This is a genomic window from Streptomyces javensis (assembly GCF_039525925.1).
Taxonomy (GTDB): domain Bacteria; phylum Actinomycetota; class Actinomycetes; order Streptomycetales; family Streptomycetaceae; genus Streptomyces; species Streptomyces asiaticus.
Window position 1 is genome coordinate 1 of record NZ_BAAAIF010000113.1, and the last position, 19,434, is coordinate 19,434.

Sequence of the window (19,434 nt, forward strand, 5' to 3'; positions counted from 1 at the left end):
CGAACGCGACTTTGGACGCGTTGGCGCAGTGGCGGCGCGGTGCGGGGCTCCCGGCCACCTCGGTGGCCTGGGGGCCGTGGGCCGACAACGGCATGGCAGAGGCCGTCGCGGACCGGTGGCGGCGCCATGGCCTCCCCGCGATGGACCCCGGGTCGGCCGTCGCCACCCTGGAGCAGAGCGTCAATCACCCGGCGGCAACGGCTCTGATCGTCGCCGACGTTGAGTGGGACACCCTGGCCGGGACGATGGCGGACACCCGTTCGCGCCGGCTCCTCCACGACCTCACAGCTCACGGCTCACCCGACACCGCCAACGAGGTCACGACCACCGAGGGGTCGCTTCGGCGCCGACTCGCCGGGCTGGGGGCGGCGGAACAAGACCGCCTCCTCCTGGAGTTCGTGCGGTCCCATGTGGCGGCCGTACTGGGACACCGCCGTCCCGAGGCCATCGACGCCGACCGCGCCTTCAAGGAACTGGGCTTTGACTCCCTCGCGGCGGTGAACCTGCGCAACCGGCTGAACGCGGCCACCGGTCTGAGCCTGCCGAGCACCCTGCTCTTCGACCACCCCACCGTGACGGCGCTGGTCAAACTGTTGCGCACCGAGGTGCTGGGGCTGCGGAACGGCGCGGACGCCGTGTTGCCCGTCGCCGTGGCCACCGAAGACGAGCCCATCGCCATCGTGGCCATGAGCTGCCGCTTCCCCGGCGAGGTGCGAACGCCGGAAGACCTGTGGCAGCTGCTGGTCGCCGGGCGCGAGGTGCTGACCGGGTTCCCCGCCGACCGCGGTTGGGACCTGGACGCGCTCTACCGACCGGATCCGGACGAGCACGGCAAGAGCTATGTCCGCGAGGGCGGGTTCCTCGAGGGAGCGGGCGACTTCGACCCGAAGTTCTTCGGGATCTCGCCGCGTGAGGCGGTGGCGATGGACCCCCAGCAGCGGCTCCTGCTGGAGACATCGTGGGAGGCGTTCGAGCGGGCCGGGATCGACCCCACGCTGCTCCGGGGCAGTCAGACCGGGGTCTTCGTGGGCAGCAACGGCCAGGACTACGCAACCAGCCTGCGCCAGGCGGCCGCAGAGCACATCGAGGGACACCTGGTCACCAGCAGTGCCGCCAGCGTTGTCTCCGGTCGCATCTCCTACACCTTCGGCTTCGAGGGGCCCGCGGTCACGGTGGACACAGCCTGTTCGTCGTCGCTGGTCGCGTTGCATCTGGCGGCGCAGTCCCTGCGCCAGGGCGAGTGCTCGCTGGCGCTCGCCGGCGGTGTCACCGTGATGTCCACTCCCGAACTCTTCGTGGAGTTCAGCCGCCAGCGCGGTCTGGCGGCCGACGGTCGGTGCAAGGCGTTCGCGGCGGCCGCGGACGGCACCGGCTGGGGTGAGGGCGTGGGCTTGCTGCTGCTGGAGCGGGTCTCGGACGCACGGCGCAACGGTCATCAGGTGCTGGCGGTGGTACGCGGCTCCGCCGTCAACCAGGACGGTGCGAGCAACGGCCTCACCGCACCGAGCGGCCCTTCGCAGCAGCGGGTGATCCGGGCGGCGCTGGCGAACGCCCGGCTGTCGGCCGCCGACGTGGATACGGTCGAGGCGCACGGCACGGGTACCACGCTGGGGGATCCGATCGAGGCGCAGGCGCTGCTGGCCACGTACGGGCAGGAGCGGCCCGAGGAGCGACCGCTGTGGCTCGGCTCGATCAAGTCCAACATCGGCCACACTCAGGCCGCGGCCGGTGTGGCCGGGGTCATCAAGTCGGTGCTGGCCATGCGGCACGGGCTGCTTCCGCAGACCCTGCACATCGACGAGCCGTCACCGCACGTGGACTGGTCGACGGGTGCGGTGGAGCTTCTGACGGCCCCGACTCCATGGCCCGAGACCGGTCGGCCCCGCCGGGCGGGCGTCTCCTCCTTCGGCGTGAGCGGCACCAACGCCCATGTGATTCTGGAGCAGGGGCCGATGGTGTCCGATGCGGCCACGGACGCCACCTCTGAACCGAGCGGCGTGGTGCCGTGGGTGGTATCGGCACGATCCGATGCGGGACTCCGGGACCAGGCCGCGCGCTTGCTGTCGACAGTGGGCGACGAGGCCGGTCCGGCGTCGGTGGACGTCGGCCTGTCGCTGGTCACCACGCGTGCGGTGTTCGAGCGGCGGGCGGTGGTGCTGGGCGGTGACCGTACCGCGCTCGTCCGCGGCCTGACCGCACTGGCCGAGGGGCGCGAGGCCGCGGGCGTGGTGCGCGGGGCGGCTACTGGCTCCTCGGACCGCGTCGCCTTCGTCTTCCCTGGTCAGGGGTGGCAGTGGGTGGGGATGGCGGCGGGGCTGTTGGAGTCTTCGCCGGTGTTCGCGGAGCGGCTGGAGGAGTGTGCGGCGGCGTTGGCGCCGTTCGTGGACTGGTCGTTGGTGGATGTGCTCGGCGATGCGGTGGCGTTGGAGCGGGTGGATGTGGTGCAGCCCGTGTTGTGGGCGGTGATGGTGTCGCTGGCGGAGCTGTGGCGTTCGTACGGTGTCCAGCCTGCGGCCGTCATCGGCCACTCGCAGGGTGAGATCGCGGCGGCGTGTGTGGCGGGTGCGTTGTCGCTTGAGGACGCGGCACGCGTGGTGGCCCTGCGGAGCAAGGCGTTGCGCGCGCTGTCGGGGCTGGGCGGCATGGTGTCGATACCGCTGACCGTGGAGGCCGTACGGGAGCGGCTCGCGCCGTGGGGTGAGCGGCTGTCGGTGGCGGCGGTGAACGGGCCCTCGGCGGTCGTGGTCTCCGGTGACGCGGACGCGCTGGACGAGCTGCTGGCGGCGTGCGAGGCGGACGAGATCCGGGCACGGCGCATCCCCGTGGACTACGCCTCCCACTGCGCCCATGTCGAGGCCATCGAGGACGAGCTTCAGCAGACCCTCGCGGGGATCGCTCCACGCCCGTCGTCGGTGCCGTTCTACTCCACGGTCACGGCGGGTGTGCTGGACACCCAGGAACTCGACGCCGGGTACTGGTACCGCAATCTGCGTCGGACGGTCCGTTTCGACGAGACCGTCCGCGCCCTGCTCGCCGACGGCTTCGATACGTTCATCGAGGCCAGCGCCCACCCCGTCCTTACGATGGGGGTGGAGCAGACGGCCCAGGACCACGGCACGCACATCACCGCCGTCGGATCACTGCGCCGCGACGAAGGCGGGCTCGACCGGTTCGCCACTTCCCTCGCCGAGGCATACGTGGGGGGCGCCGCTGTCGACTGGGCGGGGGTGTTCGCGGGCACGGGCGCCCGACGCGTCGACTTGCCGACGTACGCCTTCCAGCACCAGCGCTACTGGGTCGAGCCCTCGGCCGAGGCGGGCGATGTGTCCTCGGCCGGACTGACCTCCGCCGACCACCCCCTCCTCGGCGCGGCGACCGCGCTGCCCGACTCGGACGGGTGGCTGCTCACCGGCCGCCTCTCGCTCCGTACGCAACCCTGGCTCGCCGAACACACCGTGCTCGGCCGGGCCCTGCTGCCCGCGTCCGCATTCGTCGAGTTGGCGCTGCGAGCCGGTGACGCGGCCGGATGCGATCGCGTGGCGGAGCTGACCCTGGAGGCGCCTCTGGTGCTTCCCGAACAGGGCGCCGTACAACTCCAGTTGACCGTAGGCGGGCCGGAGGAGGACGGCGGGCGTTCCGTACGGGTGTACGCGCGACCGGAAGACACTACGGACCGGCCGTGGACCCGGTACGCCTCGGGAACGCTGGTCCACGGGGAAGCCCGCGGCGAGTCCCGGAGCCACGCCACCGACCTCAGCATCTGGCCGCCGACCGGTGCGGAGGCCGTCGACACCGCCGACCTCTACGAGCGGTTGGCCGACACCGGCGTGGCGTACGGGCCCGTCTTCCGTGGCGTTCGCGCGGTATGGCGCCGTGGTGACGAGCTCTTCGCCGAGGTGGCGCTGCCCGAGGAAGCCCATGGCGAGGTGCCCCGGTTCGGCATCCACCCGGCCCTGCTGGACACCGCCTTGCAGCCGGGTCTTGCACCCCTCCCGGGCGATGCGGACGGCATCCGCCTGCCGTTCCTCTGGAGCGGTGTGTCGTTGTACGCGACCGGGGCGTCGACGCTCCGCGTACGGCTGACCCGCGAGGGCGCCGACACCCTGTCCGCGCTGGTCGCCGACCCGGCCGGAACACCGGTGGCCACGGTGGACGCACTGGTGGCACGGCCGGTGCCGGAGGAGCAGTTCGCGGCCGCGACGGCGGAGCCCGGTGGCGGCCGACCGGAACGGGCCACCGCGGTCCGCCGCGCACTGGCCCGGACGGCGCCCGCAGCGGAGGAGGCGTCACTACGGCAGCGCCTGTTCAGGGTGGGCGACGCGGAGCGGGAGCGGATGGTGCTGCGCATGGTCCAGGACCAGGCCGCCACCGTCCTCGGCCACAGCACACCGGACGCGGTCGAGCCGGATGTCTCCTTCAAGGAGCACGGTTTCGACTCCCTCACGGCGGTGGAGCTGCGGAACCGGCTGAACGCGGCCACCGGCGAGCGGCTGCCCGCCACGGTCGTCTTCGACTACCCGACCCCCGTCGCGCTCGCGGAATACCTCCGCGCGGAACTGCTCGGCCGCCGGGAGGGCGACGCCCCCTCGGCTCCCGCGCCCGTCACCAGGGCCGAGCCGGACGACGATCCGATCGCCATCGTCGCCATGGGGTGCCGTCTGCCCGGTGGCGTCCGGTCCCCGGAGGAGCTGTGGGACCTGCTGACCGAGGGCCGTGACGCGATATCCGGCTTCCCCGAAGACCGTGGCTGGGAACTCGACGGACTCTACGACGCCGACCCCGACGTCCCCGGGAAGACCTACACGCGCCACGGTGGCTTCGTCGACGGCGCGGGTGAATTCGACGCGGCGTTCTTCGGCATCTCACCGCGTGAGGCGGTGGCGATGGACCCGCAGCACCGACTGCTGCTGGAGACGTCCTGGGAGACCTTCGAGCGCGCGGGCATCGACCCGGCCTCCCTGCGCGGCAGCCAGACCGGTGTGTTCGTAGGAGCCGGATCACATGGCTACGGCGCGGGCCCGATCCGGCCGTCGAGCGGTGTCGAGGGCTATCTGCTCACCGGCAACGCCCTCAGCGTCACCTCCGGCCGGCTCGCCTATGCGTTCGGCCTCGAAGGGCCGGCCGTCGCCGTCGACACGGCGTGCTCGTCGTCGCTGGTGGCGCTGCACCTGGCCGCGCAGTCGCTGCGGCAGGGCGAGTGCTCCCTGGCCCTGGCCGGTGGCACCGCCATCATGTCGACCCCCTGGACCTTCGTCGGCTTCAGCCGCCAGCGGGGGCTGGCCCCGGACGGGCGCTGCAAGCCCTTCTCCGCCGCCGCCGATGGCTTCGGCCCGGCGGAGGGCGTCGGTGTGCTGTTGCTGGAGCGTCTGTCGGACGCCCGCCGGAACGGACACCGTGTGCTCGCCCTCGTCCGGGGCACCGCCGTCAACCAGGACGGTGCGAGCAACGGCCTCACCGCGCCCAACGGACCCTCGCAGCAGCGGGTGATCCGCGCCGCGTTGGAGAACGCGCGGCTGTCGGCGGCCGAGGTGGACGCGGTCGAGGCCCATGGCACCGGCACCAAGCTGGGCGACCCCATCGAGGCGCAGGCCCTGCTCGCCACGTACGGCAGGGGCCGTCCCGAAGAGCGGCCGCTGCTGCTGGGCTCGGTCAAGTCGAACATCGGGCACACACAGGCGGCGGCCGGCGTGGCCGGTGTGATCAAGATGGTGCTCGGCATGCGGCACGGCGTGCTGCCGCGCACCCTGCACCTGGATGAGCCATCGCCGCATGTGGACTGGTCCGCGGGTGGGTTGCGCCTGCTGACGGACGATACGCCCTGGCCGGAGACGGGACGGCCGCGCCGAGCGGCGGTCTCCTCCTTCGGGATGAGCGGCACCAACGCGCACGCCGTGCTGGAAGCGGCCCCGCTCGACGAGGTCCCCGTCCGTGGTGTCGATGACGACCGCCCCGGCGCCCCGGCCCAGGAACTGCCGGAGATCACGCCATGGGTGATCTCCGGACGGTCGGACACCGCGGTCGAGGCGCAGGCGGGACGGCTGCTGACGCACGTGCGCGGGCACGGAGAGGTTTCGCCCGCCGACGTCGGGCTGTCGCTGGCGACCACGCGCAGTGTCTTCGAACACCGCGCGGTGGTGCTGGCGGAGGACGGGGACGGTCTCCTCAACGGCCTGGGTGCGTTGGCCGAGGGGAACGTGACCCCCGGTGTGGTGCGCGGGATGGCGACCGCCCGGGACCACGCGGTGCTTGTTTTCCCTGGTCAGGGGTGGCAGTGGGTGGGGATGGCGGCGGGGCTGCTGGAGTCTTCGCCGGTGTTCGCGGAGCGGCTGGAGGAGTGTGCGGCGGCGTTGGCGCCGTTCGTGGAGTGGTCGTTGGTGGATGTGCTCGGAGACTCTGCGGCGTTGGAGCGGGTGGATGTGGTGCAGCCGGTGTTGTGGGCGGTGATGGTGTCGTTGGCGGAGTTGTGGCGTTCGTACGGTGTCGTGCCCGCGGCGGTCATCGGCCACTCGCAGGGTGAGATCGCGGCGGCGTGTGTGGCGGGTGCGCTGTCGCTGGAGGACGCGGCACGCGTGGTGGCGTTGCGGAGCAAGGCGCTGCGGGCGCTTTCGGGGCTTGGCGGGATGGCGTCGGTGTCGTTGCCGGTGGAGTCGGTGCGGGAGCGGCTGGGCCGGTGGGGTGAGCGGTTGTCGGTGGCGGCGGTGAACGGGCCCTCGGCGGTCGTGGTGTCCGGTGCCGCGGACGCGCTGGACGAGCTGATGGCGACGTGCGAGGGCGAGGGAATCCGGGCGCGGCGTATCCCTGTGGACTACGCCTCGCACTGCGCTCATGTCGAGGCGATCGAGGACGAGCTTCGGCAGGCCCTGGCGGGGATCGCTCCTCGGCCGTCGTCGGTGCCGTTCTATTCGACGGTGACCGCTGGGGTGCTGGACACCGAGGAACTCGATGCCGGGTACTGGTACCGCAATCTGCGTCAGACGGTGCGCTTCGACGAGACCGTACGCACCCTGCTGGCCGACGGCTTCCAGGTGTTCATCGAGGCCAGCGCCCATCCGGTCCTCACCATGGGCGTGGAGCAGACCGCCGAGGACCACGGCACCCGCGTCACCGCCGTCGGTTCGCTGCGCCGCGATGAAGGCGGCCTGGAGCGTTTTCTCACCTCTCTGGCCGAGGCGTACGTGGGTGGTGCGTCCGTCGACTGGGCGGGGGTGTTCGCGGGAACGGGTGCGAAGCGCGTCGATCTGCCGACGTATGCCTTCCAGCGCACCCACTTCTGGCTGGAGTCCGAGGCGATCGATGCCACCGGTGACGTGGCATCGGTGGGGCTGGACTCGGCCGGGCATCCGTTGCTGGGGGCCGCCGTGCCGCTGCCCGACTCCGACGGGTTCCTGCTCACCGGTCGGCTCTCGCTCCGCACCCACCCCTGGCTCGCCGACCACGCGGTGCTGGGCCGGGCCATCCTGCCCGGTACGGCGTTTGTCGAGCTGGCGTCGAGGGCCGGTGACGCGGTCGGTTGCGACCGGCTGGAGGAGCTGACGCTGGAGGCGCCCCTGGTGCTGCCCGACGAGGGCGCGGTCCAGGTGCAGCTGGTCGTGGGCGGTCCCCGGCAGGACGGGCAGCGCGAGTTCAGCGTGCACGCCCGCCGTGACGACGTCCCGAACGCCTCGTGGACGTGCCATGCGAAGGGTGTGCTGGCCCTGAACTCCCCCGTCATCGACCGGACGACCGGCCCGGCGGATCTGAAGGCGTGGCCACCGGCGAGCGCGGAGGAGGTCGGGACCGCGGGCTTCTACGAGGATGTGGCGGCCACCGGGCTGGCGTACGGACCGGTCTTCCGAGGTCTGCGCACCGTCTGGCGCAAGGGCGACGAGGTCTTCGCCGAGGTGGCGCTCCCCGAGGAGTCGCGCGCGGACGCGGCCCGGTTCGGGCTGCACCCCGCGCTGCTCGACACGGCGCTGCACGCCTGGCTGGTGTGCGCCGCCTCGCGTCCGGAGAAGGACGGGATCCGGCTGCCGTTCGTGTGGAGCGGTGCGTCGTTGCACGCCACCGGCGCGAGCTCTCTGCGGGTACGGCTGGCCCCCGCGGGCACCGATGGGATGTCCGTCCTGGTGGCCGACGCCGCCGGAACGCCGGTGGCGACGGCGGAGGCGCTGGTCACCCGGCCGGTCTCGGAGGCACAGCTCGCATCGTCCGCCGACGACGGCGGGTCGCTGTACCGAGTGGAGTGGATCGCGGGGCCCGCAACCGCCTCGGTCCCCGCCACCGACCGCTGCGCCGTGGCCGGACCGGACCCCTTCGGCCTGGCCAGGGCGTTGAAGGCGGCCGACGGATCGGTGGAGGAACACGCCGACCTGGCCGCTCTCGCGGCCCATGTGCGATCCGGCGCTCCCATGCCGGACCTGGTGTTCATGACCGTGTCCGCCACCCCCGGCGAGGACGTCGTCCCGGCGACACACGCCGTGGCCCACCGGACCCTGGACATGGTGCGGACGTGGCTGGCGGAGGACGGGTTCGCCGCGTCCCGGCTGGTGTTCATCACCCGGGGCGCGCTGGCCACCGAGGACGGTGACGACCCGCGCGACCTGGCCGCGGCCCCGGTCTGGGGGCTGGTGCGATCGGCGCAGGCCGAGCACCCTGACCGTTTCGTCCTGCTGGACGTGGACGGTGCCGACCCATCGCTCACCGTGGTGCACCGGGCGGTGTCCACCGGGGAACCGCAGCTCGCGGTGCGCGGCGCCGAGGTGCTGGTGCCACGTCTTGCCCCCGGCGCCGCGAGGGATGTGCTGACGCCACCGGATGACACGGCGGCGTGGCGGCTGGAGGCGTCCGGAGCGGGCACGCTGGAGGGGCTGACGCTGGCCACGGCCACGGACGCCACCCGCGAACTCGGTGAGCACCAGGTGCGGGTCGCCGTGCGTGCCACGGGCCTGAACTTCCGCGATGTCCTCATCTCGCTGGACATGTATCCGGACGAGGCCATGATGGGCGGCGAGGGCGCCGGTGTGGTCGTGGCCACCGGCCCCGGTGTGGCCTCCCTCGCCGTCGGCGACCGGGTGATGGGTCTGTGGTCCGGTGGTTTCGGGCCGTTGGCCGTCGTGGACGACCGCACCCTCGTGCGGATCCCGGACGGCTGGACCTTCACCGAGGCAGCGTCCGTCCCCGTGGCGTTCGTGACGGCCTTGTACGCGCTGCGGGAGCTGGCGGGCGTACGGCGCGGTGAGTCGCTGCTGGTCCATTCCGCCGCCGGTGGCGTGGGGATGGCGGCGGTGCGGCTGGCGCGGGCCTGGGGCGTCGAGGTGTTCGCGACCGCGAGCGAGACCAAGTGGGACGTCCTGCGCGGCCTCGGGCTGGACCAGGCGCATATCGCGTCGTCGCGCACGCTGGAGTTCGAGGAGCGGTTCGGGGACTCCTCGGCCGGCCGTGGTGTGGATGTGGTCCTGGACTCCCTGTCCGGTGAGTTCGTGGACGCGTCGCTGCGGCTGCTCGGCGAGGGCGGGCGGTTCATCGAGATGGGCAAGACGGATGTGCGGTCCGCCGACGCGGTGGCCGCGGCCCATCCGGGCGTGCTGTACCGGGCGTTCGACCTGGGGGAGGCGGGCCCCGCGCGCATCGGGGAGATGCTCGCGGAGATCGTGGCCCTCTTCGAGCGTGGTGTGCTGGAGCCGCTGCCCGCACGGGTGTGGGATGTGCGCAGGGCTCCCGAGGCGTTCCGGTTCATGAGCCAGGCGCGCCATGTGGGCAAGCTGGTGCTGAGCGTTCCGGCCGCGCCGGACCCGGAGGGGACCGTTCTGATCACCGGTGCCGGTGGCGTCCTGGGCGGACTGGTCGCCCGGCATCTGGTGGCGGACCGCGGCATACGCCGGCTGCTGCTGGTCAGCCGGCGTGGCCGCGCGGCCGAGAGCATGGCGGCGCTCGAGGCGGAGCTGACGGCTCTGGGAGCCTCGATCACCGTCGCGGCCTGCGATGTGGCCGACCGCGACGCGCTGGCCGGCCTGCTGGCTGACCTCCCCGACGGACACGGCCTGACCGGTGTGGTCCACGCCGCGGGCATCCTGGACGACGGAACGGTGGCCTCGCTGACACCGGAGCGGCTGGACGCGGTGCTGCGCGCCAAGGCGGACGGGGCGTGGCATCTGCACGAGCTGACCCGCCGTTTCGACGTGGCCATGTTCGCCCTGTTCTCGTCGACCGCCGGGGTCCTGGGGTCCGCGGGCCAGGCCAACTACGCCGCGGCCAACACGTTCCTGGACGGACTGGCCCAGCGGCGCCGGGCGATGGGCCTGCCCGGAGTATCGCTCGCCTGGGGCCTGTGGGCCGAGCGCACCGGAATGACCGGACACCTCGGCCAGGCGGACCTCTCGCGGATGACACGGGCCGGACTGGTGCCGTTCCCCACCGAGGAGGGACTGCGGCTGTTCGACACGGCCGGGCGGCTGGCCGAGGGCGGGGTGGTGCCGGCGCGGCTCGACCTCGGCCACCTGGCGGCCGCCGCCGAGGCCACGCCCGTACCCCCGTTGCTCAACGCACTCGTACGACGGCCCACCACGCCCCGGCGCGCCTCGGCCCAGGAAGACCCCGGCACCCAGGAGGCACCGCTGGCGCGGCGGTTGGCCGGGCTGGGGCAGGGGGAGCGGCAGCGTACGCTGCTGCGCCTGGTCCAGGAACACGCCGCCACGGTCCTCGGCCATGGGACGGCATCCGCGGTGGTCACCGATCGCGGCTTCCTGGAGCTCGGGTTCGACTCACTCACCGCGGTCGAGCTGCGCAACCGGCTGAACGCGGCCACCGGGCTGCGGCTGCCCGCCACCCTCATCTTCGACTACCCGACCCCCGCCGCGCTGGCCGGACACCTGGGGGAGGAGGTCGCCCCCGTGGCGGCGGACGACCCGTCGGAGGACGTGGCCGCCGAACTCGACCGGCTGGAAGCCGCGCTGCTCGGCACCGACGCGGCGACCGACGACACGACCCGCGCGATGGTGGCCGACCGGCTGAAGCGCCTGCTGTCCCACTGGGACGGGGACCGTCGCGGCCCGGCGCCGGACGGCCCGGCCGGTGGCCCCGCCACCGGTTCCGGCGAGGCGGACGACGTCGCCGAGCACCTGGAGTCGGCGGCGGCCGACGAGCTCTTCGCCTTCATCGACCAGGAGTTCGGGTCGTGACGCCAAAAGCGGCCGCCGCCACGGCGCATCCACGCCCCCACCCCACCTGCCCGCCGAACACCCCGCTCCCGAAGCCTGACCCCGAGAGGTTCTGATGTCGGAACAAGAAAAGCTGCTCGGTTACCTCCGGCGGGTGACGGCTGATCTGCACCAGACACGGCAGCGCCTTCAGGACGTGGAGTCCGCGGCCCGCGAACCGATCGCGATCGTCGGGATGAGCTGCCGCTTCCCCGGCGGGGTGCGCTCGCCCGAGGAGTTCTGGCGGCTGCTGAGCGGGGCCGAGGACGCCATCACACCGTTCCCCGACGACCGCGGCTGGGACCTCGGCTCGCTCTACGACGCGGACCCCGACCGGCCCGGCACCTCCTACGCGCGCGAGGGCGGATTCCTGCACGATGTCGGCGACTTCGATGCCGACTTCTTCGGGATCTCACCGCGTGAGGCGCTGGCGATGGACCCCCAGCAGCGGCTGCTGCTGGAGACCTCTTGGGAGGCCGTCGAACGGGCGGGCATCGACCCGGCCTCGCTCAGGGGCAGCCGGTCCGGGGTGTTCGTCGGCGCCGTGGCCCCCGACTACGGGCCGCGGGTGCACGAGGCCACCGACGGCGTCGAGGGCCACCTGGTGACCGGCAGCGCCATCAGCGTCGTGTCCGGGCGCGTGGCCTACACGCTGGGCCTGGAGGGCCCGGCCGTCACGGTGGACACCGCGTGTTCCTCGTCGCTGGTCGCCCTGCACCTGGCCGTACAGGCCCTGCGCCAGGGAGAGTGCTCCCTCGCTCTGGCCGGTGGCGTCACCGTCATGGCCACGCCCGGCACCTTCATCGGCTTCAGCCGGCAGCGCGGGCTCGCCCCCGACGGGCGGTGCAAGCCCTTCTCGGCGGCGGCCGACGGTTTCGGGCCCGCCGAGGGCGTCGGCATGCTGTTCCTGGAGCGGCTCTCCGACGCACACCGCAACGGCCACCCCGTGCTGGCCGTCGTCCGGGGCACGGCGACCAACCAGGACGGGGCGAGCAGCGCGCTGTCCGCCCCCAACGGCCCGTCCCAGCAGCGGGTGATCCGCCAGGCGCTGGCCAACGCCGGGCTCACGGCCGGACAGGTCGACGCCGTGGAAGCACACGGTACGGGGACGAAGCTGGGCGACCCTATCGAGGCACAGGCGCTGCTGGCCACCTACGGCCGTGAGCGTGCCACGGACCACCCGCTGCTGCTGGGGTCGGTCAAGTCGAACATCGGACATACGCAGGCGGCCGCCGGTGTGGCCGGTGTGATGAAGATGGTGCTGGCGATGCGCCACGGCGTGCTGCCCCGTACCTTGCACATCGACGAGCCGTCCCCACACGTGGACTGGTCGGCGGCCACCGTCGAACTCCTCACCGAGGCCACCGCATGGCCCGAGAGGGAGGAGCCGCGCCGGGCCGGTGTGTCCTCGTTCGGCATCAGCGGCACCAACGCCCACGCCATCATCGAGCAGGCGCCGCCACCGGCAGCTACCGACGCCGCTTCCGAGGGCGCTTCCGACGCCGCTGCCCACGCCGCTTCCGGCGCGGACGTGGCGGAGGAGGCGGAGGCGCCCCGGACAGCGCTCCCGCTCCTCCCCTGGCCGCTGTCCAGCAAGTCCGAGGCGGCGCTGCGCGCCCAGGCCACGCGGCTGCTGGAGCACGTGGAGCGGCACCCGGAGGTCGCGGCAGAGGGCGTCGGACTGTCCCTCGCCACCACACGGACCGCCTTCGACCACCGCGCCGTCGTACTGGCCCCGGACCGCGCGGAGGCGGTACGGATCCTGGCCGATCACCTCGCCGGCCGAGCCACCTCCGGGCTGGTCGAAGGCGTCGCCAAGCGCAGCGCCGGGGTCGCCTTCGTCTTCCCCGGCCAGGGGTCGCAGTGGGTGGGCATGGCGGCCCGGCTGCTGGATTCCTCGCCGGTGTTCGCCCGGCGGATCGACGAGTGCGCGACGGCCCTGGCACCGCATGTGGACTGGTCGCTGGTGGATGCGCTCAGCGACCCCGCGGCGCTGGAGCGGGTGGATGTCGTACAGCCCGCCCTGTTCGCGGTGATGGTGTCGCTGGCCGAGCTGTGGCGTTCGTACGGCGTGGAGCCGTCGGCCGTCATCGGCCACTCCCAGGGCGAGATCGCGGCGGCGTGCGTGGCCGGTGCCCTGTCGCTGGAGGACGCCGCGAAGGTGGTGGCCCTGCGCAGCCAAGCGCTGCGGGCGCTGTCCGGGCGCGGTGGCATGGTGTCGGTGTCGCTGCCCGTGGAGCGCGTACGGGAGCGGCTCGCGGCATGGGGCGAGCGGCTGTCGGTGGCGGCGGTGAACGGCCCCTCGGCGGTCGTGGTCTCGGGCGATGCCGATGCGCTGGACGAGCTGCTGGCGGTGTGCGAGGCGGAGGAGATCCGGGCGCGCCGCGTCCCCGTGGACTACGCCTCGCACTCCGCCCATGTCGAGAGGATCGAGAACGAGATCCGGCGCACCCTCGCCGGGATCGCTCCGCGCTCCTCCTCGGTGCCGTTCTACTCCACGGTGACCGGTGGCGTGCTGGACACCACCGAGCTGGACGCCGGCTACTGGTACCGCAATCTGCGCACGACCGTGCGTTTCGACGAGGCCGTACGGGTGCTCCTCGACGAGGGCTTCCAGACGTTCGTGGAGGCAAGCGCGCATCCGGTGCTCACCATGGGCATCGAGCAGACGGCCGACGACCACGGCACCCCCGTGGCGGCCATCGGCTCGCTGCGCCGTGACGAAGGCGGCCTGGACCGGTTCCTGACCTCCCTGGCCGAGGCCCACGTCGGCGGCATCGCCATCGACTGGCGGACGTTGTTCGCTGGAACCGGTGCCCACCCCGTCGACCTGCCCACCTACGCCTTCCAGCACCAGCGCTACTGGCTCACCTCGGCCACCACCGCGCGCTCCACCGACGCCGCGTCGGCCGAAGATGGCGCGGACACGCGCTTCTGGCAGGCCGTGGAGCGCGAGGACACCGAGGCACTGGCCGCCACGCTCCAGGTCCGATCCACCGAGCAGCACGACTCATTGGGCACCGTCCTGCCCGCCCTCGCGCGGTGGCGTCGGCAGCGGCGCTCCGAATCGACCGTGGACGAGTGGCGCTACCGCGTGATCTGGCGCCCCAAGAGCGGCCCCCCGGCCGCCTCGCTCCCGGGGCCATGGCTGCTGCTGGCTCCCAGCTCCCGCCCCGACGACCCGCTGGTCACGGCCTCCCGCGAGGCACTCGCGGCACACGGCGCCGATGTCGTCACCGTCGAACTGGGCGCGGATGCCGCACACCGCGCCACGGTGGCCGAGCGGCTGCGCGCCGCCACCGCCGACCACCCGCTGGACACGCTGTCCGGCGTGCTGTCACTGCTGCCGCTCGACGAACACCCGTACCCCGACCATCCCGTGGCCACCGTCGGCCTGACCCTGACCCTCGCCCTGATCCAGGCCCTGGACGACCTCGGCATCCGCGCCCCGCTGTGGTGCGCCACCCAGGGCGCGGTGTCCATCGGCAGCTCCGATCCGCTCACCAGCCCCGACCAGGCGGCGGTGTGGGGCCTGGGCCGGGTGGCCGGAGTGGAGTACCCGGACAGCTGGGGCGGGCTGATCGACCTTCCGCGCACCTTGGACGCCCGGGCCGGGGCCCGGCTCGCCGGAGTGCTCGCGGACGGCGGCCCCGAGGACCAGGTCGCGATCCGCGCCTCGGGTGTGATGCTGCGGCGGCTCGAGCCCGCACCCCTCGGCAACACCCCTCCGCCGCGCACCTGGAAGCCCCGTGGCACGGTCCTCATCACCGGTGGCACCGGCGCCCTCGGCACCCGTCTGGCCCGGTGGCTGGCGGACAACGGCGCCGAACACCTGGTGCTGACCAGCCGCCGCGGGCTCGCGGCCCCCGGCGCCGAAGACCTGGTCGCCGAACTGGCCGAACAGGGCACCCGGGTCACCGTCGCCGCCTGCGACGTGGCCGACCGCGCCGCGCTCCGGCGCGTCCTCGCGTCCGTACCCGACGACCGGCCGCTCACCGCCGTCATCCACGCCGCGGCCCATATCGACCTGGCCGGGCTGGGCGCGACGACCTCGTCGGAGTTCGCCCAGGTCATGGACGCGAAAGTGGCGGGCGCGGCCCATCTGGACGAGCTGCTGGGCGACACCCCGCTGGACGCGTTCGTGCTGTTCTCCTCGGTGTCCGGGCTGTGGGGCGTGGGCGACCACGGCGCGTACGCGGCCGCCAACGCCTACCTGGACGCGCTCGCCGAGCGGCGGCGGGCGAACGGCCTGACGGCCACCTCGGTGGCCTGGGGGGTGTGGGACGCCACCGGCGACAACATGCCCGAGGCCCTGGACCTGGACCAGTTGCGGCGGCGTGGACTGCGGTTCATGGACCCGGCGCTCGGCATCGCCGCGCTGCGGCAGACCCTCGACCACGACCAGACCCACCTGGCCATCGCCGACATCGACTGGGACAACTTCATCCCGGTCTTCACCTCCGCCCGCCCCAGCCCACTGCTGGACGAACTGCCCGCGATGCGGCGCGTCCAGGAGGACACCGACCCCGCCGGGCCGGCCGCGAACCCATCGGCCGACACCTCCTCGGGCCTGCGACAGCGGCTGGCCGGACTGACCCCCACCGAACGTGAGCACACCGTCCTGGAGCTGGTGCGCGCACAGGTGGTGGCCGTCCTCGGACACGCCACCTCGGACGCGGTGGATTCCGAGCGCGCGTTCAAGGACCTCGGCTTCGACTCGCTGACGGCCGTCGAACTGCGCAACCGGCTCAACGCGGCCACCGGGCTGCGCCTGCCCGCCACGCTGGCCTTCGACTACCCCAGCACCGCCGTCCTGAGCGAGCACATCCTCACCGAGCTGACGGGAACGACGGCCGACGAGGCGGACGATCCCGCCCGCCCGCGGACGGCGGCCCCAGGGGCGGAGATGGCCCGGGCCGTGCCCGTGCCCGTGGACTCCGACGACGACCCCATCGCCATCGTGGCGATGAGCTGCCGCTACCCGGGCGGGGTGTCCTCCCCCGAGGAGCTGTGGCAGCTCATCATCTCCGGCGGTGACGCGATCGGCGGGCTGCCCACCGACCGTGGCTGGGACATCGAGGGCATCTACGACCCGGACCCGGACGCGCCCGGCAAGACATATGTGCGGGAGGGCGGCTTCCTCTACGACGCGGGCCGCTTCGACCCCGCGTTCTTCGGGATCTCGCCGCGCGAGGCGCTGGCGATGGACCCCCAGCAGCGGCTGCTGCTGGAGACCTCGTGGGAAGCCTTCGAGCGCGCCGGTGTGCCCGCGCTGGCGCTGCGCGGCAGCCGCACCGGCGTCTTCATCGGCTCCAACTACCAGGAGTACGGACCGCGGGTGCACGAGGCGCCCGAGGGCTCCGAAGGCCACCTGATGACGGGAAGCGCGGCCAGCGTCGTGTCCGGACGCGTGGCGTACGCCTTCGGCTTCGAGGGCCCCGCGGTGACCGTGGACACCGCGTGCTCCTCGTCCCTGGTGGCCATGCACCTGGCGGCGCAGGCGCTGCGGAACGGGGAGTGCTCACTGGCACTCGCCGGTGGCGTCGCCGTCATGCCGAACCCCGGTGCCCTCATCGGCTTCAGCCGCCAGCGCGGCCTGGCGCTCGACGGCCGCTGCAAGGCGTTCGCGGGGGCCGCGGACGGCATGGGGCTCGCCGAGGGCGTCGGCGTGCTGCTGCTGGAGCGGCTGTCCGACGCGCGGCGCAACGGGCACCGGGTGCTGGCCGTGGTGCGGGGCAGCGCGGTCAACCAGGACGGCGCCTCGAACGGTTTGACCGCGCCGAACGGTCCGTCGCAGCAGCGGGTGATCCGGGCGGCGCTGGAGAGCGCTCGACTGTCGGCCGCCGAGGTGGACGCGGTCGAGGCGCACGGTACCGGCACCAAGCTGGGCGATCCGATTGAGGCGCAGGCCCTGCTCGCGACCTATGGGCGGGAGCGGAGCGCCGAGGACCGGCCGCTGTGGCTGGGGTCGGTGAAGTCCAACATCGGTCATACGCAGGCGGCGGCTGGTGTCGCGGGTGTGATGAAGATGGTGCTGGCGATGCGGCACGGTGTGCTGCCCAAGTCGCTGCATGTCGATGAGCCGTCGCCGCATGTGGATTGGTCGGCGGGTGCGGTGGAGTTGTTGACGGATGCGGTGGAGTGGCCGGAGACGGGCCGAGCGCGGCGGGCGGGTGTGTCGTCGTTCGGCATCAGCGGCACCAACGCGCATGTCATCCTGGAACACGCCCCCGAGGAGCGGTCCGTCGCCGAGCCGGTGACCGACGGGCTCGATGAGCCGGCGCTGGTGCCGTGGGTGGTGTCGGCGAAGTCCGGGGATGCGCTGCGGGCCCAGGCGGGGCTCTTGCTGCCCTATGCCCGGGGTGAGGCCGGGGCGGAGGCAGCACTGGCTGATACGGCGTTGTCGCTGGTCACGACTCGGTCGGCCCTCGATGAGCGGGCCGTGGTGCTGGCGGGCGATGGCGAGGGGTTTACCGCCGGGTTGCGGGCGCTGATGGATGGCGTACCGGCGGCGGGTGTGGTGCGGGGTTCTGTGGTGCCGGGGAAGCTGGCGGTGTTGTTTTCGGGTCAGGGCAGTCAGCGGGTCGGGATGGGCCAGGGGCTGTATGAGGCGTTTCCGGTGTTCGCGGAGGCGTTCGATGAGGTGTGTGCGCGGTTCGACGGGGTGTTGGAGCGGCCGCTGCGGGATGTGGTGTTCGGAGATGCGCCGGGACTGGATGAGACCGGATTCACGCAGTGTGGGTTGTTCGCGGTGGAGGTGGCGCTGTTCCGGTTGGTGGAGTCGTGGGGTGTGCGGCCGGACTTCGTGGCGGGGCATTCGATCGGTGAGCTGGTGGCGGCGTATGTGGCGGGGGTGTTGTCGCTTGCGGATGCGTGTGTGTTGGTGGCGGCTCGTGGGCGGTTGATGCAGGGGTTGCCGTCGGGTGGGGTGATGGTGTCGGTGCAGGCCGCCGAGGCCGATGTACTGCCGTTGCTGGCCGGTCGTGAGGCCGAGGTGAGTGTGGCGGCGGTCAATGGTCCGCGTTCGACCGTGATTTCCGGTGTGGAAGAGGCGGTGACGGAGGTCGCCGGGCAGTGTGAGGCTCAGGGGGTCAAGACCAAGCGGCTGCGTGTCTCGCACGCCTTCCATTCGCCGTTGATGGAGCCGATGCTGGCCGAGTTCCGGCGGGTGGCCGAGGGGCTGTCGTACGCGCCTCCCCGCATCCCCGTCGTATCGAACCTGACGGGCCTGGTGGCGGACGCCGAGACGCTGTGCTCCGCCGAGTACTGGGTGCGGCACGTCCGCGAGACCGTGCGGTTCGCGGACGGTGTGGAGTGTCTGGCCGGGCAAGGCGTGGTCAGCTTCCTGGAGTTGGGCCCCGACGGAGTCCTCTCCGGAATGGGGCAGGAGTGCGCGCCGGACGCCGCCTTCGCCCCTGTTCTTCGCAGCGGTTGGGAAGAGACGGCCTCGGTCATGGAGGGGCTGGCGCAGATCCATGTGCGGGGTCGCTCCGTGGACTGGGCCGCCCTGCTCGCACCGGCGCGCCCGCGGCGCGTCGAACTGCCCACGTACCCCTTCCAGCGAGAGCACTTCTGGCTGGAGTCGTCCGTCGCCACGGCTGAGACGGGCCCCACGGACGCGGTGGACGCCGACTTCTGGGACGCGGTGGAGCGGGAGGATCTGCCCGCGCTCACGGAAACGCTGGCGGTCGCGGACGGGAACGGCGCCGGTGAATCGCTGGCGGCGGTGCTACCGGTGCTGTCCTCGTGGCGTCGCCGTGGACGTGAGCGCGCCACGGTGGACGGGTGGCGCTACCGCGTGTCGTGGTCGCCGGTGTCCGACGGAGCCGGGACGGTGTCGGGTCCGTGGCTGGTGGCAGTCCCCGCGGGGATGGCGACCGACCCCTGGGTCTCGGCGTGCGCGGACGCTCTCGCCGTGCGGGGCGCACGGCCGGTGATGGTCGAGTTGGGGCCCGATGACGCCGACCGTGAGACGGTGGCGGCGCGCCTCCGCGAGGCCCTGGCCGGGCCCGATGCCGCCGATGCCGCAGGTGTGTTGTCCCTGCTGGCGTTGGCCGAGGGCCGCCACGACCAGTATCGGTCGGTGCCCCTGGGCGTGGCATTGACGCTGTCGCTGGTGCAGGCGGTGGGCGATGCGGGCCTGGTCGCTCCGGTGTGGTGCGCGACGCGGGGTGCGGTGGCGGTGAGCGGTTCGGAGATCCCGTCGGGTGTGGAGCAGGCGGCGGTGTGGGGGATGGGCCGGGTGGCCGGGCTGGAGGCG

General features: G+C 72.9%; 2 protein-coding genes. Both read left to right on the top strand.

The window, feature by feature from the left end; translation table 11 throughout:
• Window positions 1-92: 92 nt before the first annotated feature.
• The gene (locus ABD329_RS45265; protein ID WP_344318008.1) at window positions 93-11,156 is read left to right on the top strand and encodes an SDR family NAD(P)-dependent oxidoreductase; all 11,064 of its coding nucleotides are present in this window, start codon (window positions 93-95) and stop codon (window positions 11,154-11,156) included.
• 94 nt (window positions 11,157-11,250) lie between these two features.
• Window positions 11,251-19,434, top strand: an 8,184-nt coding sequence (locus ABD329_RS45270) for a type I polyketide synthase (RefSeq protein WP_344318009.1), incomplete at its 3' end; no start/stop codon positions are given.